17 protein-coding genes and 3 pseudogenes are annotated in these 23,485 nt (G+C 65.6%); 11 read left to right on the top strand and 9 right to left on the bottom strand.

Annotation, left to right across the window (positions count from 1 at the left end):
• On the bottom strand, positions 1–371 hold a 371-nt coding region (locus tag ACRYJK_RS11620), incomplete at its 3' end, for an exonuclease domain-containing protein (protein WP_482667742.1).
• Positions 372–2,160: 1,789 nt separating this feature from the next.
• Between ACRYJK_RS11620 and ACRYJK_RS11615 the strand changes: the two are divergent.
• From ACRYJK_RS11615 to ACRYJK_RS11600, 4 genes and pseudogenes are all read left to right on the top strand, one after another.
• Positions 2,161–2,541 (top strand): annotated as a pseudogene (locus tag ACRYJK_RS11615) (benzoate/H(+) symporter BenE family transporter); the annotation flags it as partial.
• Positions 2,542–2,545: 4 nt separating this feature from the next.
• Positions 2,546–3,328: pseudogene (locus ACRYJK_RS11610) on the top strand (benzoate/H(+) symporter BenE family transporter).
• 410 nt (positions 3,329–3,738) lie between these two features.
• Positions 3,739–4,914, top strand: coding sequence for a DUF6538 domain-containing protein (locus tag ACRYJK_RS11605; protein ID WP_482667741.1), 1,176 nt, complete (start codon positions 3,739–3,741; stop codon positions 4,912–4,914).
• A complete protein-coding gene (locus ACRYJK_RS11600) occupies positions 4,904–5,191 on the top strand; it encodes a site-specific integrase (RefSeq protein WP_482667740.1) in 288 nt (95 codons plus the stop codon). The genes ACRYJK_RS11605 and ACRYJK_RS11600 overlap by 11 nt, the downstream gene beginning before the upstream one ends.
• 342 nt (positions 5,192–5,533) lie before the next feature.
• Here the strand turns inward: ACRYJK_RS11600 and ACRYJK_RS11595 are convergent.
• The 3 genes and pseudogenes from ACRYJK_RS11595 to ACRYJK_RS11585 all read right to left on the bottom strand — a co-directional run.
• Positions 5,534–5,647 (bottom strand): annotated as a pseudogene (locus ACRYJK_RS11595) (MlaD family protein); the annotation flags it as partial.
• A gap of 210 nt (positions 5,648–5,857) precedes the next feature.
• Positions 5,858–7,453 carry an ABC1 kinase family protein gene (locus ACRYJK_RS11590; protein ID WP_482667739.1) on the bottom strand — a complete coding sequence of 532 codons (1,596 nt, stop codon included), beginning with the start codon at positions 7,451–7,453 and terminating at the stop codon, positions 5,858–5,860.
• A gap of 10 nt (positions 7,454–7,463) precedes the next feature.
• Positions 7,464–7,937 carry a MarR family winged helix-turn-helix transcriptional regulator gene (locus tag ACRYJK_RS11585; RefSeq protein ID WP_482667738.1) on the bottom strand — a complete coding sequence of 158 codons (474 nt, stop codon included), beginning with the start codon at positions 7,935–7,937 and terminating at the stop codon, positions 7,464–7,466.
• A 97-nt stretch (positions 7,938–8,034) separates the two neighbouring features.
• Here ACRYJK_RS11585 and ACRYJK_RS11580 point away from each other — a divergent pair, with 97 nt between their 5' ends.
• Both ACRYJK_RS11580 and ACRYJK_RS11575 read left to right on the top strand, forming a co-directional pair.
• Positions 8,035–9,183, top strand: a complete 1,149-nt coding sequence (locus ACRYJK_RS11580) for an HlyD family secretion protein (RefSeq protein ID WP_482667737.1) — start codon at positions 8,035–8,037, stop codon at positions 9,181–9,183.
• 3 nt (positions 9,184–9,186) lie between these two features.
• Positions 9,187–10,743 (top strand): MDR family MFS transporter, encoded by a 1,557-nt coding sequence (locus tag ACRYJK_RS11575; RefSeq protein WP_482667736.1) that lies wholly within the window; start codon positions 9,187–9,189, stop codon positions 10,741–10,743.
• Positions 10,744–11,166: 423 nt separating this feature from the next.
• Here ACRYJK_RS11575 and ACRYJK_RS11570 read toward each other — a convergent pair whose 3' ends face one another.
• The 3 genes from ACRYJK_RS11570 to ACRYJK_RS11560 form a co-directional block, all read right to left on the bottom strand.
• Positions 11,167–11,637, bottom strand: coding sequence for a hypothetical protein (locus ACRYJK_RS11570; RefSeq protein WP_482667735.1), 471 nt, complete (start codon positions 11,635–11,637; stop codon positions 11,167–11,169).
• Positions 11,638–11,894: 257 nt separating this feature from the next.
• Positions 11,895–12,623, bottom strand: coding sequence for a TlyA family RNA methyltransferase (locus ACRYJK_RS11565; RefSeq protein WP_482667734.1), 729 nt, complete (start codon positions 12,621–12,623; stop codon positions 11,895–11,897).
• Positions 12,620–14,695 carry a protein-disulfide reductase DsbD family protein gene (locus ACRYJK_RS11560; RefSeq protein WP_482667733.1) on the bottom strand — a complete coding sequence of 692 codons (2,076 nt, stop codon included), beginning with the start codon at positions 14,693–14,695 and terminating at the stop codon, positions 12,620–12,622. The genes ACRYJK_RS11565 and ACRYJK_RS11560 overlap by 4 nt, the downstream gene beginning before the upstream one ends.
• An 87-nt stretch (positions 14,696–14,782) precedes the next feature.
• On the opposite strand from ACRYJK_RS11560, the gene ACRYJK_RS11555 reads away from it, so the two are divergent.
• Complete coding sequence (locus ACRYJK_RS11555; RefSeq protein ID WP_482667732.1) at positions 14,783–16,501, top strand: alkaline phosphatase family protein; 1,719 nt, start codon at positions 14,783–14,785, stop codon at positions 16,499–16,501.
• A 245-nt stretch (positions 16,502–16,746) separates the two neighbouring features.
• Here the strand turns inward: ACRYJK_RS11555 and ACRYJK_RS11550 are convergent, their stop codons facing one another.
• Positions 16,747–17,778: a sigma-54 interaction domain-containing protein gene (locus tag ACRYJK_RS11550; protein WP_482667731.1), complete on the bottom strand. Its 1,032-nt coding sequence runs from the start codon at positions 17,776–17,778 to the stop codon at positions 16,747–16,749.
• Positions 17,779–17,853: 75 nt separating this feature from the next.
• Here ACRYJK_RS11550 and ACRYJK_RS11545 point away from each other — a divergent pair, with 75 nt between their 5' ends.
• From ACRYJK_RS11545 to ACRYJK_RS11535, 3 genes are all read left to right on the top strand, one after another.
• A complete protein-coding gene (locus ACRYJK_RS11545; protein ID WP_482667730.1) occupies positions 17,854–18,186 on the top strand; it encodes a hypothetical protein in 333 nt (110 codons plus the stop codon).
• Between the two features lie 82 nt (positions 18,187–18,268).
• Complete coding sequence (gene sucC / locus ACRYJK_RS11540; protein ID WP_482667729.1) at positions 18,269–19,468, top strand: ADP-forming succinate--CoA ligase subunit beta; 1,200 nt, start codon at positions 18,269–18,271, stop codon at positions 19,466–19,468.
• Positions 19,469–19,702: 234 nt separating this feature from the next.
• The gene (locus tag ACRYJK_RS11535) at positions 19,703–20,350 is read left to right on the top strand and encodes a hypothetical protein (protein ID WP_482667728.1); all 648 of its coding nucleotides are present in this window, start codon (positions 19,703–19,705) and stop codon (positions 20,348–20,350) included.
• 4 nt (positions 20,351–20,354) lie between these two features.
• Here the strand turns inward: ACRYJK_RS11535 and ACRYJK_RS11530 are convergent, their stop codons facing one another.
• Positions 20,355–21,752 carry a helix-turn-helix domain-containing protein gene (locus ACRYJK_RS11530; RefSeq protein ID WP_482667727.1) on the bottom strand — a complete coding sequence of 466 codons (1,398 nt, stop codon included), beginning with the start codon at positions 21,750–21,752 and terminating at the stop codon, positions 20,355–20,357.
• A gap of 118 nt (positions 21,753–21,870) precedes the next feature.
• Here ACRYJK_RS11530 and ACRYJK_RS11525 point away from each other — a divergent pair, with 118 nt between their 5' ends.
• Entirely contained in the window at positions 21,871–23,466 is a 1,596-nt protein-coding gene (locus ACRYJK_RS11525; protein WP_482667726.1) for an isocitrate lyase, read from the top strand.
• Positions 23,467–23,485: the final 19 nt, after the last annotated feature.

Genomic DNA, 23,485 nt, shown 5'->3' with positions numbered 1-23,485 from the left:
ACCATCGCGTCGGTGAGGCCGGTAAGCTCGGTCACCTCCTCCGGTACGCCGAACTCGGGCTGCTCGAGCCAGCAGCGCGTCGGAAGATGCCCGACTGCCCAGCCGCCCCGACCGATCTCGACGACCTTGATCGCCAACTCGATGATCTCGGCGGTCTCGACGTTGAGCGAGGTCGTTTCGCAGTCCAGCAGTGCCACCTTGCGCAAGACCAGATCGGGTCGAGCCGGGCGCGCGCGGGGCTGGTCAAGACGTACCTGCAGCTTGAAGTCTGGATGGTCTCGCAGCACCGCAGCTGCTGCCGCGACCTCGTGGCTCGCGAAAACATGATTGTGAAAGTCCATAACTTTTTTCCTTCTGAGCAAAATGCTCAAAAGGCTTCCCAGAAACTTCGCATTCTCCTTCCCGTTCGCCGAATGATCGCGTCGTGCTTCGCTGTGTGCGGCCAGAAGGCTGATCCGAAGGTCATTCTCCTCGGGACCGGTCCGATCGGATCGTACCGAGAGCAACTTTCGACGCTCTCCATCAGGTAGGCGCCAAGTTCGCGCTGCCGTACCGGATCATCGAAAAGTGCGTATTGGGGGCACAACGAGGTCGCGGGAAATTTGCTGTCGCGAGGGGCGTGAGCGGAATGCAAAAGTCAGCTTCGACGGCCAGTTCGTTTCGAAAGGTTCGGCGAGCGACGCTCCGCCTTCCGAGAACACAGCTTGGGCACCAGGTCCAAGTCCCCGTGAGGGTGGCGCCTGAAGGGCCGGCAGGCCCGCACCGCCGACAGGCGGAAAGCATGCCACGAAGAGGCATGCCCCCGGGGAAGCGCCAGCTTTCACGGCTCCGTTCGACCAAAGGGAGAACCGCAACGCAAACTTCGTGTGCTGGCGAAGCCTGCATACAAGTTTGCGGTATTGCGCCTACAATTGAGGGGTCAGAAATCGCCTCAAATAGTACGCGAAAGGCAAGGGGGTGACACGGTTTTTCGCTCGGGACCCTGACACGGTTCTCCCGATTTGAGCTAATTCCGGAGAACCGTGTCAGGCTGGGGGTGACACGGTTCTCCGGAAATCGGTGTTTTTGGGGAAACCGTGTCAGGCGGGGGGTGACACGGTTCTACGGAAATCGGTGTTTTTGGGGAAACCGTGTCAGGCGGGGGGTGACACGGTTCTACGGATTTGGGTGATTTTGGGGAAACCGTGTCAGGGTTGGGGCCTGACACGGTTCTCCCGATTTGGCCTAATTCCGGGTAACCGTGTCAGGGGAATCGGAATCCGGGATTTTGGAGCGATTTCGGGTGAAATCGCTTGAGGAACCGTGTCAGGCAAAAACCTGACACGGTTCTCCCGATCTGGGCCAATTCCGGGAAACCGTGTCAGGCTGGGGGTGACACGGTTTCCCGGAAATCGGTATTTTTGGGAGAACCGTGTCATTTGGCGGTTTTCCGCCATTTCTTTGAGGCCCTGACACGGTTCTCCGGATTTGGGTGATTTCGGGGAAACCGTGTCATGACACGGTTCTCCCGTTTTGGCCTTAAATGGGCAAACCATGTCAGGCTAGGTTTTCCGCCATTTTTGGCTTGGGGTGACACGGTTCTCCGGAAATCGGGAAATTTGGGAGAACCGTGTCACCCCTCTTGCTTTCGATCGCAAAACCCGGGGTTTGTCCGCCAGGTCGGAGGATCAAAACACCGGGTTTTGAGGTTTTTCGGCAACGCCGCGTCAAGACAGTGATCTGAGGCCGTTCGAGACGGTGTCAAAGCCTCCGGCACGCACCTTGAGCGCGAGTCCGGATCGCTCTGAGGTGACGAGATGAGCACCGCTGTCAGCGACGGCTAATTTTGAAACTGAATAAGATCTGGGCTGGCGCAGGAGACGAAAACTTGGAAGGCGTAAATTCGCGAGGCGCTGACGCAAGGAGTGTGGATTGCGCTCGCCCGACACCGCTCTGATCGCGTGCCTAACAAACCAGCTGTTAGAATCTAACAAGATAGGTGGCGATCGCGACGCTTGCTGTGGCCTAGCCGCCGACGGTCGTCATTTCGATCACCGGGCCGGCAAGAGCAAATGTTACAACCACGGGAATGACGGATGGCGACACCGTCATCATTGTGCCTGACTAGGCGCTTCCTCGACCAACCCTAACATCTCTTCAAACTCACGCTAAAGGCTGGCGATGTCGCGATCGATCCTGCCGATGATGTCATGGACCTCTGCGTTGATTGCCGCGCTGGTCGGCGTTGGCGGCACCGTCGCGCTGATCGTCGCGGCGATGCGGACGCTCGGTGCCACGATCGAGCAAACCAGTTCGTCGGTGACCGCTCTCTGTGTCGGCATCGCCGTCGCGGGAGCGGCGCTTTCATTGCGCCACCGAATACCCGTCGTGCTCAGTTGGTCGACGCCGGGAGCCGCGATGCTGGCCGCCGTGGAAGGCTTATCGTGGCTGGTAGCGGTCGCTGCCTTTCTCGCGAGCGGCTTGATGACCTTGGCGGTGGGCATGATCCCTACGTTGGGACGAGCCGCCGAGCGTATTCCTTCGTCGATCGCGGCTGCGATGCTGGGTGGCGTTCTGCTCCCCTTTTGCCTCGGCCTATTCAAGACGGCCGCAACCGACCCCGTTGCTGGTCGGTCTGATCGTCATCGTCTTCGTCATAGCGCGTCAGCGAGCGCCGCTTTACGCGCTCCCGCTCGTGCTTGGTGCGGGCGTCGCCATTACGATGCTTCGAGGCGACATCGCGCCGCTTCCTCCTGGCGCGAGCCTCGGGACACTGGTGCCGATAACGCCGGCCTTCGATCTGAAGTCCATCGCCAGCGTCGCGTTACCGCTGTTCCTGGTGACCCTAGTGTCGCAGAATCTGCCCGGTCTGGTGGTGCTCCGAGGCGCCGGGTATCGACCCAATCCCGGCTCGCTGCTCGTGGGCACGGGGTTGATCAGTATGCTGGTTGCGCCGTTCGGGGGGCACTCGATTTGACTCGCGGCCATTACCGCCGCGATCTGTACCGGCGAGGAAACCCATCCAGACCCGGCAAGGCGATGGAACGTGGCGATGCTCTACGCGGGCTTCTACGTCATCCTCGCGCTAACGGCACCGCTGCTGGTGCGCTTCTTTGTCGCGCGGCCGCACCACACGATCGCCGCCCTTGCAGGAGTTGCGCTGATCCCGGCCATCGTGGGCGCCCTCGTGACGGCGATGTCCAGCAAAGAAGAACGTGACGCAGCGATCGTCACCTTTCTTGCAACAGGATCTGGCGTGGCAATCTACGGCCTCGGGGCCGCTTTCTGGGGGCTAGCGGTTGGCGCCGAGGCGCCGGCCTCTCGCAAGCTCCTAGCGAGACAGATTTGATGACGGCCCTTCAAAGCCGAAAGCCACGCCGGCTGGTGAATCCCCAGCGAGTAGATCGAACTCGACCGGATCGTGTGCGCAGAAAATGCGGACTTGTCCGGCGTGGTCGATCGACAGACGACGCAGGCGCGCTTGATTGGCGAGGCGCGCGGCGCGGCGTCGTCCCGGCTGTTTGTCGGCTTGCGAACTGTCCCTAGTGATTGTACCTAGTAACTGTCCCTAGTCGGACTTCGACCAAGAATAAGACCCACGGTTTTCTGCGGATTTCTGGCGTCGGATTTCTTGGCTGGGGATCCTGCCGCCCCAGCCAGTTTCCCATAACCCACTACCGCTAAACGCTTTTTTCTTGGCGCCCGAAGCTAGGCGGGGTTTTGCTACAGAACTCTGCTACAGAGCAGGGCTATGTGGGCATGGGATCAATCCCGAATACGATACGGCGCGGAGGGGTTTTCCACTTCCGGCGCGCCGTGCCAGCTGCCCTTCAACCACTCTTCAACAGGGCCGAGCTTACGTGCAGTCTGCGCACTGCCGATGCGGCAGTGGCGCGACGATTGTCGCGGTGCCTGTACGTCTGTTCCGAGGAGTTGTTCGATGCCGTCAGAACCGCCCCCGTGCTGAGCGAGCAGGACATCGCGGCAATGGTGAAGGACTTCTACAGCTCCATCCTGGAGCAGGATGAAGCTACCCGCCTCATGCGGGACGACCCGATCCCTGCGGACCGCCGCGAGCACTACATCGAACATTACGGGCAATTGGCCGAACGAGCGAGGATCGACCTGGCCAACAGCGCCTTCGGCTCGGTGCGGACTATTACCAACACCATGCTGGCACGCCACTTTGGTCGAGACGTCCACCTGGAGAAGGCCGACGCCCGCCGAGCATCGCATGCCATGCTGCGGGCAGGCATCGAAATCGCTGAAGTGCTGAAGGCTCGCGCCCAAGGCGATTTCAACTACGAACCGAAAGACAAGATGCTGGTAGCGGCGTTGCAAGCCCCAGCCCAGCCTGCGCCAGCATCATTACAGCCACAGCAAGCACCGCCAGCGCCGCCCGTGCCTTCAGGCCCGCCTTTCAGCGAGGAGGCGGAGAAGTTTCGGGAGACCCAGCTGCGCCGCAAAGTTTGGGAGCAGCAGACGGGCCTGCAAGCACGGAAGACCTACGCGCTTTTCGTCGAGTTCTTCGGTGACAAACCGCTTGCCAACTTCACCCGGCGCGATGCCGCTCGCTTCAAAGAGCTGCTAGAGGACCTTCCGGCCAACTCCGGCAAGGCTGCAGAATATCGCGGGATGAAGGCCGAACAGGTGGTGAAGCGATCCAAGTCCCTGGATGTCCAGCGCCTATCCCCGCGCACTGCGCAGCGGCATTTCGCTGCGCTCACCTCTCTCTGGGCATCCGTGATCGAACACGGGGCGCGCCGATACCAATGTCTTCGCCGACTGGAAGTTCGCCGCCAGCAAGCGCGCCCGCGACCAGCGCCAGATGTGGGAGAAGGACGAACTTCACGCACTGTTCGCCACGCCCGTCTGGTCTGGCTGCCAGTCGCCCAGTCGCCGATCGAAGTCCGGCTCGGTTATCTTGCGCGATGAAAAGTTCTGGCTTCCCCTGATCGCTGTCTTCTCTGGGGTGCGCCAGGAAGAGATTTGCCAGCTGCGGCTTGCCGACCTTCGACAGGTCGAAAGCATCTGGATCTTCGACCTCAACATGCGCATTGGCCAGCAGCTCAAGAACGCCAACGCCATCCGCCAGGTGCCAGTCCATAGTGAGCTCATCCGGCTTGGCCTTCTCGCCTATGCAGACGAGCAGCGGCATGCGGGCAAGGAGCTACTCTTTCCCAACCTGCAGCCCTGCTTCAACGGTGTCTGAGCCGGGAGCTACCGTAACCTGGCCGAGCTCCTTTTCCCAAGATCGCGAGCGCCTCGCGAGCGCGGTCAGCTGGTTTTCGATTTGCCGCTGACCGGCAGGATCGAGCCTGCTCGACAAGCCTTTCAACACCCGAGGACGCCTGCGCCACCAGAGCCGAAGGATCGAGGTCCCCGCCGATTCCTCCGCCGTTGTTCGCCGGCACGATCGCGAAGGGCTGTCCCGCGCGCGCGACAAGCGCGGGAGCGTTGCGATCTCCGCCCTGGAGACTGACTACCGCAGTTCCATCGAGCAGAGACCTCGCGATCGACGCAGTCATACCTCGGCGCAGCGGGACGTTCTCGGTCAGAACAAAAGAACCACGATCAGTCGCGGATTGGCAGGTTCGATCTGGATTTGGGTGACTCTTCCGACTGGAACGCCGAGCAGATCGACCTTGGCGCCCTTCGTCAGGCCGCGACCGACTGTTCGAAATGGATCTCGTAGGTTGGCCCTTCAGAGCCGCCCTCCAACCCGAGCCAGAGGGAGAACGCGATGGTGGCTACGAAAAGCAAGCTACCACCACGGTGACCATCAGCCAGTTCGCTCGCGTTTCCAAAGTAACCTCGTGTCCTCGAGGGCGCGGACGCAGGGATCATCTCGGAATCCTGACCCGAGATGACGGTACACCTACCGTGGTCTTCGCCATTCGTAGATCGCCATGCTCATGCTCGTCAGCGCCAGAAGCGCCGCCAGCACAGGCTCGGATGAAAGAACGATCGCTGCCGATACACCCAGCGCAGCCGGGTAAAGCTGGGGACTGCCGCCGCTGCTGCGAGCGCCGCCGCGCAACCGTTCGAGGTCTCGCGGCGCGATGCCCACCGTGATGACACCCGTGCGGGCTACCTTTTCGATCTGTCCGACGATGCTTGGTGTCGACAACGCCGCCCTGCCTAGCGCTGCAAGCAGCTTGCCCGCTTCTCCACGTAGACGTGCAGGGCTGGTTCGTTCCCGCATCAGCACCTTGGCAAGTGGAGCAAGCTCACGGGCGATATCGAAGGCGGGGTCGAGGCGTCGGACAAAGCCTTCAGCGGTGAGCAGTGTGCGAAGCACGAGTGCCAGATCGGGCGGCAGGGCAAGATGGAAGTCGCGCAGCAGCGCAAAGACCCGCTGGAAAATATCAGCAAGGTCGATCTGCTCGAGCAGCGTGTTGCTGAACAGGTCGATCAGTTCGGCAAGAGCCTCCTCCAGCCTCACACGGTCGACGTCCGGATCCCCCGCCCAGAGCATAAGGGTGTCCGCAACTCCACCCGCGTCCTCCGACGCTATGGCGAGGCCGAGCCGGACCAATTCCTCGCGCCGTCTCGGAAGCAAAGTCCCGACCGCTCCGAAGTCGATCAGGCCAAGTGTCCCGTTCTCCAGAAAGAATACGTTTCCTGGGTGGGGATCGGCATGAAAGTGGCCATTGATGACGATCATCTGCAACACTGCTTGAGCATAGTTGCTAGCCATTGCGGTGAGATCGAGATCGCTGCGGCGCAGCGCCTCAAGGTCGCTTGCCGGAATGCCGTGCAGCCGTTCCTGAACGTTGACCCGCCTTCCTGAAAGCTCCCAATCGAAGCGGGCGGTGCGGACAGGAAGGTCCTTGAGGAAATCACCGATCGCATCACTGGCGCGGGCCTCGGCACTGAGATCCATCTCCCGGGCGAGGCTTTCAGCGAAGTAACGCAGCAACTCGTCCGGCTTCAGCCGTGCAATCTCGGGAATGCGGCGCTCGGCAATCCTGGCAAGGCGTCGCAGGAGCCGCAGGTCGGCGTCCACGATCCGCTCTATCCCTGGCCGGCGAACCTTGACGATAACGTCGCGCCCATCGAGCAAAGTCGCGGCGTGCACCTGTGCGATGGAGGCGGCCGCGAGAGCTTCCTGTTCGATTTGGCTGAAGCAGGTTTCGATTGGGCCGCCGATGGCTTCCTCGATCAGCGGGCGCACTTTCTCGAACGGGAGCGGCGGAACCCGGTCCTGCAATTTCGAGAGCGCGGCGACCCACTCCGGCTCAAGCAGGTCGCTTCGCATGGCGAGTATCTGGCCGAACTTTACAGCAACAGGTCCGATGTCGCGCAGCAATGCCACCACGGCTTCAGGCCGGGCATACTCCAGCGGCTCATCGCGGGTCGACCCGAGTCCCAGACGCGCGGCCAGTCCCTTGAGGCCATGGCGCCCGAACAGGACTGCAATCTGGGCGAACCGCTCCCGCTCCTTAAGCGTAGCGGCATCAGGCTGGCCCAACAGGTTCCTATCAGCCACCGTTCTTCACCGCGCGAGTACGGCCGGGAGCTTGTCGAAAGCCTGCATCCACTTCGAGCCCGTCCACGATCCGGTTGAGGTGCGCGATCGCGGCAGCAAGTCCTTCGAGCTCCTCCGCCGTCAGGCTGCCGAAGGTCTGAGCGACGATAGCGTCGCAGAGTGGCATGCTCTCCTCCAGCATCGCCATGCCCAAGTCAGTGATCTGCACGAGCTTGGCGCGACGGTCGCCGGGGACAGGCAACCGCACAACCATTCCAGTCTGCTCAAGCGCGTCGATCGCCTGAGTCACCGTGCGTGGCGCCTGGTCGAAGAAGCCGACGATGTCAGTCGATCGGCGTGGCTTTTCTGCAAGGAAGGCAAGCAGCTTCAGCCGCGCCATCGATGCGCCCCGCGCGGCAAGGTGCGCGTCGATTATGCGGCGCATCCGGTACCACGTCCATCCGAACGACGTCGCGGCGGTGCGCAATACGTCTTTGTGAGGTTCCATATATTATGGCATTGCACAACCTTGGCCGATATGGCAAGGGCCTGCGCCTTCAAACCAGAACCGGACTAATCTTCGCATGGCCGATCAACCGACAACCGTGACGGCAGACACTGAAAAGGTCGAAGAACCTCGGAGTTCCCCGCTCAAATCGCCGCGCGTCAGAGTCGCGCTCCTGGTTGGGGCGATAGTGATCCTCGTTGCCGGGTTCCTCTGGTATTCCGATCGCCAGAACCGCGGCATTTACATGCAGGGCACCGACAACGCCTACATTGCTGCAGACTCGGTGGTCGTGGCACCCAAGATCGCCGGCTACGTTGAGCGTGTACTGGTTTCCGAGAACCAAGCGGTGCGGCAAGGACAGCCGCTCGTCGAACTCGATCCCCGCGAGGTTCGGGCCCAGACCGAGCAGATCACCAGCCAGATTGGCGTGTCGATTGCCGCGGCCGAGACCACCCGCTCCCAGATCGCCGAGCAACAGGCAGCAATCAGTCAAGCGCAGGCGCAACTCGACGCGGCCCGCGCCGAGGCTGCCTTTGCTGGCCAGCAGGTCGCTCGCTACGCGCCGCTTGCCGCATCCGGAGCCGAGCCACGCGAACGGCTTGCTCAGCTGCAGATACAGGCCCGGCAGGCACGCGAGCGCGCCGATGCGGCACAAGCCGGGCTAGTGGCCGCGCAGCGCCGGGTAGGCACGCTGGGCGCGCAGATCCGTCAGGCCGAGTCTCAGGCCGAAGCGGCCCGCGCCCAGCTCGCCGCGGCGCGGGTGAACGTCGAGTCTGCCGTGCTCAGGGCCGCTATCAGCGGCCGTGTCGGCGACCTTGCCGTCCGCGTCGGGCAGTTCGTCCAGCCCGCGACACGGCTGATGACACTGGTTCCGGTGGATCGCCTGTTCATCGAGGCGAACTTCAAGGAGACCCAGCTAGGACTGATGCGGGTGGGCCAGCCCGTCTCCATCGAAGTCGACGCGCTACCGGGTGTTGAGCTCGCCGGACGGGTCGCGAGCTTTGCTCCAGGGACTGGCGCGCAGTTCTCCGTGCTTCCGCCGCAGAACGCGACCGGCAACTTCACGAAGATCGTCCAGCGTGTGCCGGTTCGCATTGCAATCGACGCGCCTCCCACAGTCCGACAGCTACTCGTTCCGGGAATGTCGGTGGAAGTGACCGTCGACACACGATCAGCCAAAGGCGAATTGGACCGGATTCGCCAGGCTGCTGGCCGGGAGCGCTAGCAAGTGGCCACAGCCGCAGCTCCTTTAGGTGCAGCGCGTCCCGAGAGGGCCGACGCGGCGGCGTGGATTGCCGTGGCTGCAGGCGCGCTCGGCGCGCTGCTTGCAACGCTCGACATCTCGATTGTGAACTCCGCCCTACCTACCATCCAGGGCGAAATCGGTGCGACGGGGACGGAGGGAACTTGGATCGCGACCTCCTTCCTCATTGCGGAAATCATCGTCATTCCCTTGAGCGCGTGGCTGGAGCGTCTGCTGGGCCTCAGGACCTTGCTTCTCATCGCCGTCGTTTCTTTCACCGGGTTTTCGATCCTGTGCGGTATTGCCACCGACCTGACGACTATGATCATCGGCCGCACGGGGCAGGGGTTCATGGGCGGAGCGCTGATCCCGACCGCGATGACCATTGTCGCCAAGCGGCTTCCTCCGCAGCAGCAGCCAATCGGCATGGCCCTGTTCGGAATGACGGTGATCCTCGGTCCGGTCCTCGGGCCGCTGCTCGGAGGATGGCTGACGGAGAACCTGAGCTGGCACTATGCCTTCTTCGTCAACGTGCCGGTCTGCGGGGTGCTGCTGCTGTTGCTGTTGCTCGGCCTCCCGCATGAACGTACGAACTGGGAGTATCTGCGGGAGGCGGACTGGTTCGGGATCCTCGGATTGATCCTTGGGCTCGGAGGGCTGACCGTTGTTCTCGAAGAAGGGCACCGGGAAGAATGGTTTGAATCTTCCCTGATCATTCAGTTGACGATCATGACGGTGGTCGGCTTCGCTCTGCTGAGCATTGGGCAGTTTCGCGCGGCAAAGCCGGTCTTGAAGCTTCGGCTGCTTCTCAACCGACAGTTCGGCAGTGTGGTCGTGATGGCGCTCGCGCTCGGAATGGTGATGTACGGCTCGACGTTCGTCATTCCCCAATTCCTCGCACTCGTTGCTAACTACAACGCTCTTCAGACCGGCCAGGTCATCTTTCTCATGGGCGTGCCCGCCTTCTTCCTGATGCCGTTCATTCCGTTCATGATCCGCCTCGTTGACATCAGGATCGCAGTTGGGGCCGGGCTGGCGATCATGGCCGTGAGTTGTTTTGCGAGCACGAGCCTGACAGCCGGGTCGGCCGGCGAAGCATTCACAGCCGGACAGCTGATGCGTGGCGTTGGCATGATTCTCACCATGCTCTTCCTGAACCAGGCAACCATCGCCTCAGTAAGCACGGAGGATGCAGGCGACGCGTCGGGTATCTTCAATGCGGCCCGAAACCTTGGTGGCTCCTTCGCATTGGCAGCCCTCGCCTCCGTTCAAGACCAGCGCATGTGGCTCCACAGCCGGCGGATGGAGGAGACGCTTTGGGCAAATGATCCGCGCTTGCAAGAGTATCTCGGCGGACTGACCGGCGCGCTGGGGAGCATGGAGGCTGGTTTTCAGTCGCTCGCTGGAACCATCCAGCAGCAGGCCTTCGTCATGACCTACAACGACATCTTCTGGGGAATGGGTTTGCTAACGCTCCTTACCGTTCCGCTCGTACTTTTCCTCCGTCCGCTGCCCAAGGGGCTCTCGCTGGCGATGCACTGAGGCGTTCCATGATCAAGTCTAGATATCTGGTCTTTGCTCCCTTGCTCCTTGGCGGATGCGTCGTCGGTCCCGACTAGTCAGGCCCGCCAGACCTCGGACGCGCCACTCCCAATGCCTCATTTGTTCGGAAGGGGCAGGCGCACAGTCAAATCAGCCGACGCTTGCGTCTTGGTGGACATCGCTTCAGGATTCGGTGCTGGCGGAGATTGAAAGGCGGGCGCTAGCCTCGAACCCCTCGCTCCAGGCCGCGCAGGGAAGCACTACGACGCCTACGCCGCCTCCCGCTCCCGCGGCGTCGGCACAGGACGAGGACAGCTCGCTCCGATTCTACAATCTCGGCCTCAATGCGAATTGGGAGATCGATCTTGCCGGCGGGCAGGCGCGGACCATTGAAGCCGCCAACGCGCTGGCCGCGGCAGCGGCTTAGTTGACGAAGACCGACCCCCGCCGCGACGCCGTGCCAGCGACCTGAACCAGCGGCGTGACCGCCCAAAGCTGCGCGAAATTCTCTGTCTTGTAGGCTGCCGCCACATAGCCGGTGTGGGCTGCGTCGCGCTGCTGGGTTTCCCAGTCCTTGAGCTGAACGTCGAGGTTGACGCTGATCGTCCGAGTCGAGCCCGGATAGACAACGTCGCACGCGACCGTTGTGCACAGGCGGACGCGCACCGACGTGGCGACGCGACCACGCGGAAGGTTCGGCGCCACTTTCAGCGGAACCTGCACCGCGCTGCCCGAGACGGTCGGCGAACCGTCCAACGCAAAGCGCGCGTCGCTCACGTGCACGTCGGCGACGACAGGTTGCGAACTGGTCCCGCTGTAATTTCCGGGGATATTGAAGCTGGCGGGCCGGCCCTCGGGTGAAACCAAGTCGAGAGACGGGGCCCACAGGGTCAAATTGAGCGTCGGGATCGTTGCAGCGGTGGGGCTCCGCCGCCGCCAGTGCCGCCGCCGCTACCACGGCCGCCGCCCCCGCCACCGCCGCATCCCGTCAGCAACGCCGCGGCCGCCGCAGTCGCGGCGAACCCCTTCCGCTGGACCATCGCCCCCTCCCCCTCGCGCGAATTGCACCCCCTGTGCAATCATCGCGATGACGATGTGACGCCCGAAAAAATGAAAGGCAATAGTCGGTTGGACCTCGGGCCGCGCGCTCTTCAACGCTGCGCGGCAAGGAGGAATTCGACGTTGCCCTCGGGCCCGGTGATCGGGCTGGTCATGATCGGGCAAGGTGCCCAATCCTGCTGTTCGAGCCACGCGGCGACTTCGGCGCAGACGCGGGCGTGCACGTCGGGGTCGCGCACGACACCCTTCTTCCCGACCTCGGAGCGCTCCGCCTCGAATTGCGGTTTGACCAGCGCCACCAGTCGCGCGCTCGGCTTGGCGAAGCTCAGCGGCACCGCCAGCACCTTGGCGAGACTGATGAAGCTTGCATCGCAGACGATGAGGTCAACCGGCTCCGGGATATGCTCCGGCGTGAGCAGGCGCGCCGACAGTTGTTCGAGCACCACCACCCGCTCGTCCTGGCGCAGCTTCCACGCGAGCTGATTGGTGCCGGAATCGACCGCATAGACCCGCGCCGCCCCGCGGCTGAGCAGCACGTCGGTGAAGCCGCCGGTCGAGCTCCCCACATCGATCGCCACCGCGCCGGTCACGTCCCAACGAAGCTCGGTCAGCGCATGGTCGAGCTTGACCCCGCCCCGCGACACCCAGGGATGGTCTCGGCCGGCGAGGCGGAGCGCGGCCTTGGCGGCGACCGTCTCCCCCGGCTTGATGATGCGCCGGTCGCCCGCGAAGGCGAGCCCGGCCATGATCAGCGCCTGCGCGCGCGCGCGGCTTTCGGCCAGACCGAGTTCTACCAGCCGAACGTCGGCGCGCGTTTTCATCCCCCGGCTCGCGGCACGGCGGCGGCGCGGTCGATCAGCATCGCCGGCGTCAGCAACTGCGGAAGCAATTCGGGCGCCTGGGCGCTCGGCGCATACCAGAGGTAAAGCGGCACCGAATTGCGTCCGTGACGCGCCAGCTCGCGAGTGATCGCCGGGTCGGGGCGTGTCCAGTCGGCAACGAACACCGCCACCCCCGCGCGCTCAAAAGCCGCGCGCGTTTCCGCCCGGTCGATTGCCGCCGCTTCGTTAACCTTGCAGCTGACGCACCAGTCTGCAGTGAAATAGACGAACACCGGGCACCCCGCCGCGCGCGCCGCCTCCACCCGCGCGGCGTCCCATGGCTGGCCGAGCGTCGGCGCGACCGCGCGTGGCGTCGCCTCCGCAGCGGGCAGCAGCAGCGCCAGCGGCACCGCGCTCGCGGCGAGCAGGAAGATCGCAGGGCGTGGGTCGAGCCCGGCGCGCTGGCGCCGTCCAGCCCACCAGCCAAGCGCCAGCACCACCGCGCTTGCCGCCAGCGCCACCAGCAGCCCGGTCACACCCGCCTGCCGCCACAACAGCCAGACCAGCGCCGCGAGCGTCAACGCCATCGGCAGCGCCAGCCAGCGCCGCAGCCGCTCCATCCACGGACCGGGTTTGGGCAGGCGGCGGCGCAGCGCGGGCACGAACGCCAGCAGCAGGAACGGGAGCGCGAGCCCCAACCCCAGTCCGCCGAACACCGCCAGCGCGGCGTAGCTCGGCAGAACCAGCGTCGCGCCCAGCGCTGCGCCGAGGAACGGGCCGCTGCACGGCGTCGCGACAAACGCCGCGAGCGCCCCGGTGGCGAACGCGCCCTTGGCGCCGCCCGCCTGCGCCCAGCGGTCGCCGATGCCGATGTTGCGAAGCTCGAACAGCCCGGCGAGGTTGGCGGTGATCGCTGCCGTGAGCACGATCAGCAGCAGGATCATCGCCGGGTTCTGCAGCTGGAACGCCCAGCCGATCGCTTCGCCGCCCGCGCGCAGCAGCAGGAGAGCCGCCCCGAGCGTGAGCGCGGTGAATACCGCCCCGAGCGTATAGGCGACCCCCTCCGCGCGAACCTCCGCTTCGTCACCGCCCGCCCGCGCAAGCGCCAGCGCCTTCAGGCTGAGGATCGGGAACACGCAGGGCATGATGTTGAGCAGCAGCCCGCCGATCAGCGCACCTAGCAGCGCCCAGCCAAAGGTTGCGCCCGACGCGGCGCGATCGCTAGCGCTGTCGGTCGCGATGGGATTGCCGCCGCTCGGCACCGCTCCCGGCGTCGCGCTGAAGCGCAGCCCGCGATGCTCGCCGATGCGCAGCACGCCGCTTAGCGCCTGCGCCGGTCGGTCGCCGACCGCCAGTTCGGCAATTAACAGGTCGCCCGCGCGAAAGAAGCGCTGCGTCGCCCCCGGCGCGGTCGGACCTTGTTCAGCGATGAAAATATGCGGTGCCGACAGCGGCGCCCCTGCGGGATAGGGGAGCGCGATGCGCAGCGTCTCGCCCACCCGCGCAAAGCGCGCGGGCGAGCCGAGCGGCTGCGGCAGATCCGCGCGCCAGGCGTCGAACCGCGCCGCCGTCGGCGCCTCCACGTTGCCATCCCCGGCAACCAGCTCCATCCGCAACGTGCCGCGTTCGGGCACGCAGACGCGATCGGTGCAGGCGAGCCAGTTGGCCTCCCCGACGATCGGCAGGCGCGTCCCGCGCGGCACGTCCGCCGCGACCTGCAACGGCGCGAGCAGCGCGTAGGGCCGCTCGTACACATGGTTCATTAGCCCGGCGATGACGAGCGTCTCGGGCACCGGATAGGCAAGTTCGCCGACCGTGACGCCCGGCGGCAGGCGCCATTCAACCTGCATCCCGAAGCCGGCGTCGCCGCCGTTCAGCCAATAACCGTGCCACGTCGGCGACGGCGTCATGGCGATGGCGAGCGTGGTCGTTTGGCCGGGTGCCGGTGCGGCAGTTTCGGCAACCAGCTCGGCCGCAATATGATTGGGCCCTGTCGCCGCGCCCAGTTGCGCGGCGACAGGGGCGCCGAGCAGCAGGACGATCAGGGAGAGCAACAGGCGCAGCGCGGTCATCGCCAAATCGCTTGCGCCAAGCGCCCCTCTTTCCGCAAGAGCGCACGCGCGGTCATGCGCACGTGCCGCACTACGGAGTCGCCACCGATGCGTCGTTCTCAGCTCGCGTTGCTCGCCCCGCTGTTCGCCGGGGCGGCGCTCGTCGCCTTGCCCGCGTCGGCGCAGGAACAGGGCAACCGCACCCCGCCCCCGACGCGTGTTCCGGCCGCGAGCGTCAACGTCGCGCCCGCACCGACCGGCGCCCCCAAGCTGATCGTCGCCATCTCGATCGACCAGCTAAGCGCCGACCTCCTCAACCAGTATCGCGGCCAGTGGGGCGGCGGCTTCGCGCGGCTGCTCAACCATGGAGTGGTGTTCCCGCAAGCCTATCAGGCGCACGCCGCGACCGAGACCTGCCCTGGCCATTCGGTGATCCTCACCGGCGCGCACCCGTCGCGCAGCGGGATCATCGCCAACAACTGGTTCGACCTGTCGATCGCGCGCGAAGACAAGCGCGTTTATTGCTCCGAGGACCCGAGCGTCCCCGGCACGTCGAGCGCCAGCGGCCGCTACGCCCCGTCGTCGCAATATCTGCGCGTGCCGACGCTTGGCGAACGCATGAAGGCCGCCAACCCCGCCACCCGCGTCGTCGCGGTGGCGGGCAAGGACCGCGCGGTGCTGATGATGACCGGGCGTAACGCGGACGAACAATGGTGGCTGGCGCCGACCGGTCTTGCCAGCGTGCGCGGGCGTGAGCCGAGCGCCGATGTTGGCCAGATCAGCGCTGCAATTCAGCGCGCCATCGCAGCGCCGCGGGCCGCACTGACGCTCCCGGCCGACTGCGCGCGTTACGACCGGGCCGTAGCGCTGCCGCAGGGACGCAGCGTCGGCACCGGGCGCTTCGCCCGCGAAGGCGGCAATTTCCGCGCCTTCCTCGCCTCGCCCGAAGCCGATGGCGCCGTGCTCGCCGCCGCCGCGGCGCTGCGCCAGTCGCGTCGGCTCGGCGAAGGGCCGCAGACCGACCTCCTCGCCATCGGCCTCTCCGCCACCGACTATGTCGGCCACAGCTACGGCACCGAAGGCAGCGAGATGTGCCTGCAGTTGCGCGGGCTCGACCGTGAACTGGGCGATTTCTTCACCCGGCTCGACGCGAGCGGGGTCGATTATATGGTCATGCTGACCGCCGATCATGGCGGCCACGACCTCCCCGAACGCAACCGCGATCAGGCCGCGCCCACCGCGCAGCGGGTCGATATGGCGCTCGCACCGGCCAACCTGTCGCAGCGCATCGCGCGGGAGCTCGGCATCGCCACCAACGCGCCGCTGCTCTACGGCGACGCGCCGTTCGGCGACCTGTACATCTCACGCGCCCTCACTCCGCGTGACGCCACCCGCGTGCGCGATGCGGCGGTGCGCATCCTCTCCGCGCATCCGCAGGTCGAGCGCGTGGTGCTCGGCAGCGACCTCGCCCGCCGTGCGATGCCGACGCGCTCGCCCGAGCTGTGGGACGTCACCGACCGGCTGCGCGCCAATTACGATCCGGAGCGTTCGGGAGACATCTTCCTGGTATTGAAGGACCGCGTGACACCGATCCCCGAAGCGGGCGTCGGCTACGTCGCGACGCACGGGTCGGTGTGGGACTATGACCGGCGCGTGCCGCTGATTTTCTGGCGACGCGGGATGCAGGGCTTCGAACAGCCCAATCCGGTGCTCGTCGCCGACGCCATGCCGACGCTCGCGTCATGGATCGGCCTCTCCATTCCAGCGAACGAGATCGACGGCCAGTGCCGCGACCTGCTGCCCGGGCCGGAGACGAGCTGTCGGTGAGAGAAGGTCGCCGACCCCTCAAGCATCGTCATGCTGAACCTGTTTCAGCATTCACATCCGGCGGTGCGGTCGAGACCCTGAAACAAGTTCAGGGTGACGGGAGGGGGCGACCAGAGGGCAGCGTCACGGTGGGGCGAGGGACCAGTCAGGCCGCCACCGTGACGCTACCAAACTGCCCCGCCGGGTGAGGCGGAGCCCGTGGGGCGCGCGGCGGATCAGCACCGACGCCCCGCAGCCTTGAAACTTTAGGCGGCGATCGCCTCCGTCCGCTGCAGCCCGTGGCGGCGCATGCGGTCGATGAACGTCGTGCGCGACAGGCCGACGGTGCGCGCGGCATCCGCCACCACCCCGCGCGCCCGATCGAGCGCCAGTTGCAGTTGCCGCCGCTCGATCGCTTCGAGGAGGCCGTTGAGGTCTGGATCGGGCGCATCCGCCACCGCATGCAGCTGCGGCCCGGTCGCGATAGGCTGTACGTCCTGCGGCAGCCGCACCTGACCGAAGGCGCTCAACAGCTCGAGATCGCCCGGCTCCACCCGCCGCCCGCGCACGAGCAGCGCCGCGCGCTCCACCAGCGTACGCAGCTCGCGCACATTCCCCGGCCAGCGCCGCGCGCACATCGCCGCGAGCGCAGCGTCGGAGAACTCCGGGGTGGGGCTGGCTGCCGCGGCGAGGTGACGAGCGAGCTCGGGCACATCCTCGCGCCGTTCATCGAGCGCGGGAACGGTCAGCGGGAAGACCGCCAGCCGAAAATAGAGGTCTTCGCGGAAAAGCCCTGCCGCGACCATCGCCGGCAGATCGCGGTGCGTCGCCGCGACGATGCGCCCGGTGAAGGCGATCGGCCTGGTCGACCCGACCCGCTCGAACGTCCGTGTTTCGAGCACGCGCAGCAGCCGCACCTGCGCGCTCAGGGGCATGTCGCCGATTTCGTCGAGGAACAACGTGCCGCCGATGGCGGCCTCGAACCGGCCGATGCGCCGTTCGCTGGCGCCGGTGAACGCGCCCTTTTCATGCCCGAACAGCTCGCTCTCGATCAGCTCGGCGGGGATCGCACCGCAGTTGATCGCGACGAACGGCCGCTCGCCGCCGCCCGCCGCATGCAGCGCCCTGGCGGTGACGTCCTTGCCCGCGCCGCTCGGCCCCGACAGCAATACCGGCGCCTCCGCCGGCCCGAGCAGAGCGACGAGCTCGCGCAGCTGCCGCATGGCGGCACTGTCGCCGATCAGCAGCGATTCTGGCGTGGCGGCGTTATGCGGTGGTGAAGTGGGGCGACTGGTCATGCGCTGCTTGTGCCGCCGCCGCCCTTCGACTTTGTCGCCGAACCTTCCGGTGCGGCACCGAACTGGAGCGAACTCATGACCCGCGCCCTTCCCCGCCTCGCCGCCACCGCTGCCGGAGCCGCCGCCATCCTGGCGCTGTCCGCGTGCGCGACGCCCGAGCAGCGACTCCGCAATGGATTCATCGAAGCGGGCATTTCGCGGCCCGTCGCCGGCTGCCTCGCCCAGCGCATGGCGAGCCGCCTGTCGATCACCCAGCTTCGCCGATTCGGCGATGCCGCCGGCCTGCGTGGGCAGAACATCGGCTCGATGCCGGTCGACCTCGTCCTGCACCGCGCCCGCGCGCTCGGCGATCCAGAGATTCTTGGCGTGGTAACGAGCTCCGCCGCGATCTGCGCGGTCACCAACTGACGTTTGCGGCGGTTGCGCCGCGCGCCTCGCTTGGACTAGGGGCGGGGGAGCAATCCCCCACTCCGGCAAAGGCGCGGCGCACATGAACATCCACGAATATCAGGCCAAGGAACTGCTCGCGAAATATGGCGTCGCGGTCCCGGCCGGCTATGCGGCGATGAGCGTCGAGGAAGCGGTCGCCGCAGCGAAGAAGCTCCCCGGACCGCTGTGGGTGGTGAAGGCGCAGATCCACGCCGGCGGCCGCGGCAAGGGCAAATTCAAGGAACTCGGCGCGGAAGCCAAGGGCGGCGTCCGCCTCGCCAAGTCGGTCGAGGAAGTCGAGAGCAACGCCAAGGAAATGCTCGGCAACACGCTGGTGACCATCCAGACCGGTGATGCGGGCAAGCAGGTGCAGCGCCTCTACGTCACCGACGGCGCTGACATCGACAAGGAATATTATCTCTCGCTGCTGGTCGACCGCGCCACCGGCCGCGTCGCGATGATCGTTTCGACCGAAGGCGGCATGGACATCGAGGCGGTCGCCCACGACACGCCCGAGAAGATCGAGACCATCACCATCGACCCCGCCACTGGCCTCACCGACGCCGATGCGGCGAAGGCGGCAGCCGCGCTCAAGCTCGACGGCGATCTTGCCGAACAGGCCAAGGACACCGTCAAGAAGCTCTATGAGGCGTTCATGGGCTCGGACATGTCGATGCTTGAGGTGAACCCGCTGGTGTCGACCACTGACGGCAAGATCATGGTGCTTGACGCCAAGGTCAGCTTCGATTCGAACGCGATGTTCCGCCACCCCGACCTCGCCGAGCTGCGCGACGAAACGGAAGAGGACCCGATGGAGGTCGAAGCCTCCAAGCACGACCTCGCCTACATCAAATTGGACGGCAACATCGGCTGCATGGTCAACGGCGCGGGCCTCGCCATGGCGACGATGGACATCATCAAGCTGAACGGCGCGTTCCCGGCCAATTTCCTCGACGTCGGCGGCGGCGCGTCCAAGGAAAAGGTCACCGCGGCGTTCAAGATCATCCTTTCCGACCCGGCGGTGGAGGGCATTCTCGTCAACATCTTTGGCGGCATCATGAAGTGCGATATCATCGCCGACGGCATCGTCGCCGCCGCGCGCGAGGTGAACCTGTCGGTCCCGCTGGTCGTCCGCCTGGAAGGCACCAACGTCGAGGAAGGCAAGCGCATCCTCGCGAACTCCGGCCTCGCGATCGTTCCCGCCAACGACCTCGGCGACGCGGCGAAGAAGATCGTGGCGGAGGTGAAGAAGGCGGCCTGAGCCAAGGCGAGGCGAATAGCGTAGCTGTCCGCCGGTCCACCGCGCCACAGGCAGGTGGACGCCGCAGGCCGGCCGGCGGGTCGCGTGAGCGAACCCGTCCGACGTCATGGGATTCACTCCCATGACGGCCTCCCCGCGTAGCCTTAGTCATCCGCCGCCCCGGACCCCATCAGCGGCAGCGGCTACTCGTCACGTCCGTGCGGGGGGGGGGGGCAGATGAAGTTCGCGACACTTGTGACATTGCTCGCCGGAGCGATCTTGCTGACCGGTTGTGCGACAACGCTCGACTGGTCCGGTGCAAAGGCCAACGATGATGCCGAACGGGCGGCACTTGCCGGACTAGAACCGGGCATCGCCCGTCGCGACCGCAACCGCACATTGACCCTGTTTCCCGGCACGTCGACCGAGCGAAAACTGCGCGACGTTCACCCGGAAGAGCATCCCGACGAGGGCGTCGTCTATCATCTCGACCGCAGGTTCGGCACAAGTATCGTGGGCGTTCGCCTCGGCTTTTATGAAGGCAGCGACTACATGCTGTTCTCACGCGACGGCACCGCGCTCTCGCTGGGACAGGCTCCGTTGGTTTCCCCTGACGGCCACAAGTTGGCAGCATTTTCCTTCAGCGAGTCGCACCCATCCGACGAGGGCATCAACGTGGTCGATCTGTGCGGCGGTCGCCTCATGCGCCTGTTCTATATGCCTAGCGGCGCACAGCCGGGCACGCTCGCGGCCTATGAAAACGCACGCTGGGTGACCGACCGATGCATCCAATTTGACGCCCAGACTGTCGGCGCGGATGGGAGTTGGAGCAACGTGCCGCAGCGCACCCACCACATCGCCGAGAACGCCGGCCGCTGGTCGGTGAGCGAAGGCACCTGCTGACCCCTCACCCCTCCGCAAAGCTCCAAGGCGTCGCCCCGCGGTAGCTGTCATCGGGGAGGAGGGCTCGCCCTAATGGTGGGTGTGCGCGTGCCGGACATTGCGTGCGGTCGCACAGGCGGCAGGTGGGACCGATCGGGGTCGGGCGCTCGGGATCGGGTGCGCCCTCGCCGCGGGTGTAGATCAGACGGTGCGCTTCGCTGGCGGCGGTGCCGAGCGCGACGACGCGCTCGACCAGCGGCGCGCCATATTGCCCGCCCCCCGAGGTCACCGTCCGCGCAATCGAGAAGAAGCGCTTGCCGTCGGGCAGCTCCAGCCACTGCGTCAGGATACGACGCGGCTCGCGAAAGGCGGCGTGGACGTTCCACAGCGGACACGCCCCGCCGTGCCGCGCAAAGGGAAAGCCCGCGCCGTCCAGCCGCTTTGACACATTGCCGGCGATGTCGACGCGCAGAAAAAAGAACGGGACATGGCTCGCCCGCGGCTTTTGCAGCGTCGTCAGCCGATGCGCCACCTGCTCGAAGCTCGCCCCCCAGCGCCGCGCCAGCCGGTCGAGGTCATAAAGCGACCCCTCGGCATCGCGCGCGAAGGCGGTGTAGGGTAGCCGCAGCGCCGCCGCCGCATAGCCGCCCAGCGCACGGCGAATCAGCACCCGTGCCTCTTCGCCCAGCGCGTCGGTGTCGCCCATCGCCGCCTCGATCGGCGCCCTCAGCGCCAGCCACGCCAGTTGCAGCGCAACCTGAAAGCGGTGCGATGCACCATCAAGCGTCTCGTCGATCCACAACTCCTCGCGGTGCCGATCATAGCGACGCTGCGCGCCCATCATCACGTCGCTCGGCAACGTGCGCACGCGCACTTCGAAGCGGTCGGCAATGTAGCGCTCCATTCCACCTGCCCCCTCGACCTTGGCGGCGAGGTCCTCCGCCGCCTCATCGAGCGAGGGGAAGCAGTTGCGCCGCGCGGCGATGAAGTGCTGCGCTTGCGCGACCGGGTCGTTCGCCGCCGTGCCGGTCTGCGCCGCCTCAGCATCGGCCAGCGCCAGCATCCTTTCGCTAAGCGCGGTGTGCAGCCGGACCATCGCTTCGGTGATGCCGGGATAGTTGGCGGCGACGTCGCGCACTTCGATTGCCGGCACGTCGACCCCCGCCAGCAACGGATCGCGCAGCACCGCCGCCAGCCGCGTCGCGTCATCCTCCGCCCCGCCGCTCGCCAGCGCCGCGAGATCGAGCCGATACGTCGCCGCCAGCCGCAGCAGCAGGTCCGCGGTCACCGGGCGCTGGTTGCGCTCGATCAGCGCGACGTAGGAATCGGATATGCCAAGGTCGGCGGCTAGCTGCGCCTGCGTCAGCCCCAGCTCGCGCCGCAACCGCTTCACCCGCGGACCGAGGTACGTGGCCTGCTTCACCGCGTCCTTACAAGCTTACGCGGCGAGTTTGTAAAGTCTGACAAGCTGACCACGCGCCGCCATGCGACCCTCCCACTGGACCCTAGTCTCTGTGCCAGCAGATCGATGGAGGCACGCGATGGGTTATCAGCAGCAAATGCAAAACGCGCAGCAGGCGATCGACCGCGGCGGTTCGCCGTGGGCGGCGATCGACGCCGGCGCGGTCGCGCGCATGCGGCTGCAGAACCGCTTCCAGTGCGGGCTCGACATCGCCCGCTACACCGCGCGGATCATGCGGGAGGATATGGCCGCCTATGATGCGGACCCCGCCAACTACACCCAGTCGCTCGGCTGCTGGCATGGCTTCATCGGCCAGCAGAAGCTGATCGCGATCAAGAAGCATTTCGGCACCACCAAGCGCCGTTACCTCTATCTTTCGGGCTGGATGATTGCCGCGCTGCGGAGCGAATTCGGCCCGTTGCCCGATCAGTCGATGCACGAAAAGACCAGCGTTCCCGCACTGATCGAGGAGCTCTACACCTTCCTCCGCCAGGCCGACGCGCGCGAGTTGGGCGGGCTGTTCCGCGAGCTCGATGCGGCGCAGGCGGCGGGGGACGAGGTCAAGGCGCGCTCGGTGCAGCAGGCGATCGACGGATATGAAACGCACGTCGTGCCGATCATTGCCGACATCGACGCCGGCTTCGGCAATGCCGAGGCGACCTATCTCCTCGCCAAAAAGATGATCGAGGCGGGCGCCTGCGCGCTGCAGATCGAAAACCAGGTCAGCGACGAAAAGCAGTGCGGCCACCAGGACGGCAAGGTCACCGTGCCGCACGAGGACTTCCTCGCGAAAATCCGGGCCATTCGCTACGCCTTCATGGAGCTGGGGGTCGAGGACGGTATCATCGTCGCGCGCACCGACAGCCTCGGCGCCGGCCTCACCAAGCAGATCGCCTATGTGCGCGAGCCCGGCGACCTCGGCGACCAGTATAACAGCTTCCTCGACTGCGAGCCGGTCGATACCGCGAATCTGCGCCACGGCGACGTGCTGATCGCGCGCGACGGCCAGCTGCTGCGCCCGAAGCGCCTCCCCTCCAACCTCTACCAGTTCCGCCCCGGCACCGGGGAGGACCGCTGCGTGCTCGATGGCATCACGTCGCTACAGAATGGCGCGGACCTGTTGTGGATCGAGACCGAAAAGCCCCACGTCGAGCAGATCGCCGGCATGGTCGACCGCATCCGCGAGGTCATCCCCAACGCCAAGCTCGTCTATAACAACAGCCCGAGCTTCAACTGGACGCTCAACTTCCGCCAGCAGGTGTTCGACGCGTGGAAAGCGGAGGGCCGCGACCTGTCCGCCTACGATCGCGCCAAACTGATGAGCGTCGATTATGACGGCACCGCGCTCGCGGACGAGGCCGACGCGCGCATCCGCAGCTTTCAGCGCGACGCGGCGCAGCGGGCGGGGATTTTCCATCACCTCATCACCCTCCCCACCTATCACACCGCGGCGCTGTCGACCGACAACCTCGCGCGCGATTATTTCGGCGACGAAGGGATGCTGGGCTACGTCAAGAAGGTGCAGCGCGAGGAGATCCGCCAGGGCATCGCCTGCGTAAAGCACCAGAATATGGCCGGCTCCGACCTCGGCGACGACCACAAGGAGTATTTCGCCGGGGAAGCCGCGCTGAAGGCGGGCGGCAAGGACAATACGATGAACCAGTTCGCCGCCTGACGCGGAGCCGGGTTCGGGA

The sequence above is a fragment of the Sphingomonas sp. BLHR8 genome (assembly GCF_056821725.1).
This window is presented reverse-complemented; position numbering and strand designations above follow the sequence as displayed.

Coding starts and splice junctions, on each gene's coding strand:
- ACRYJK_RS11605 (WP_482667741.1), top strand. CDS start 3,739: ATGGGATCAATCCCGAATACGATACGGCGCGGAGGGGTTTTCCACTTC.
- ACRYJK_RS11580 (WP_482667737.1), top strand. CDS start 8,035: ATGGCCGATCAACCGACAACCGTGACGGCAGACACTGAAAAGGTCGAA.
- ACRYJK_RS11565 (WP_482667734.1), bottom strand. CDS start 12,623: ATGAAAACGCGCGCCGACGTTCGGCTGGTAGAACTCGGTCTGGCCGAA.
- ACRYJK_RS11560 (WP_482667733.1), bottom strand. CDS start 14,695: ATGACCGCGCTGCGCCTGTTGCTCTCCCTGATCGTCCTGCTGCTCGGC.
- ACRYJK_RS11555 (WP_482667732.1), top strand. CDS start 14,783: ATGCGTCGTTCTCAGCTCGCGTTGCTCGCCCCGCTGTTCGCCGGGGCG.
- ACRYJK_RS11550 (WP_482667731.1), bottom strand. CDS start 17,778: ATGACCAGTCGCCCCACTTCACCACCGCATAACGCCGCCACGCCAGAA.
- ACRYJK_RS11545 (WP_482667730.1), top strand. CDS start 17,854: ATGACCCGCGCCCTTCCCCGCCTCGCCGCCACCGCTGCCGGAGCCGCC.
- sucC (WP_482667729.1), top strand. CDS start 18,269: ATGAACATCCACGAATATCAGGCCAAGGAACTGCTCGCGAAATATGGC.
- ACRYJK_RS11525 (WP_482667726.1), top strand. CDS start 21,871: ATGGGTTATCAGCAGCAAATGCAAAACGCGCAGCAGGCGATCGACCGC.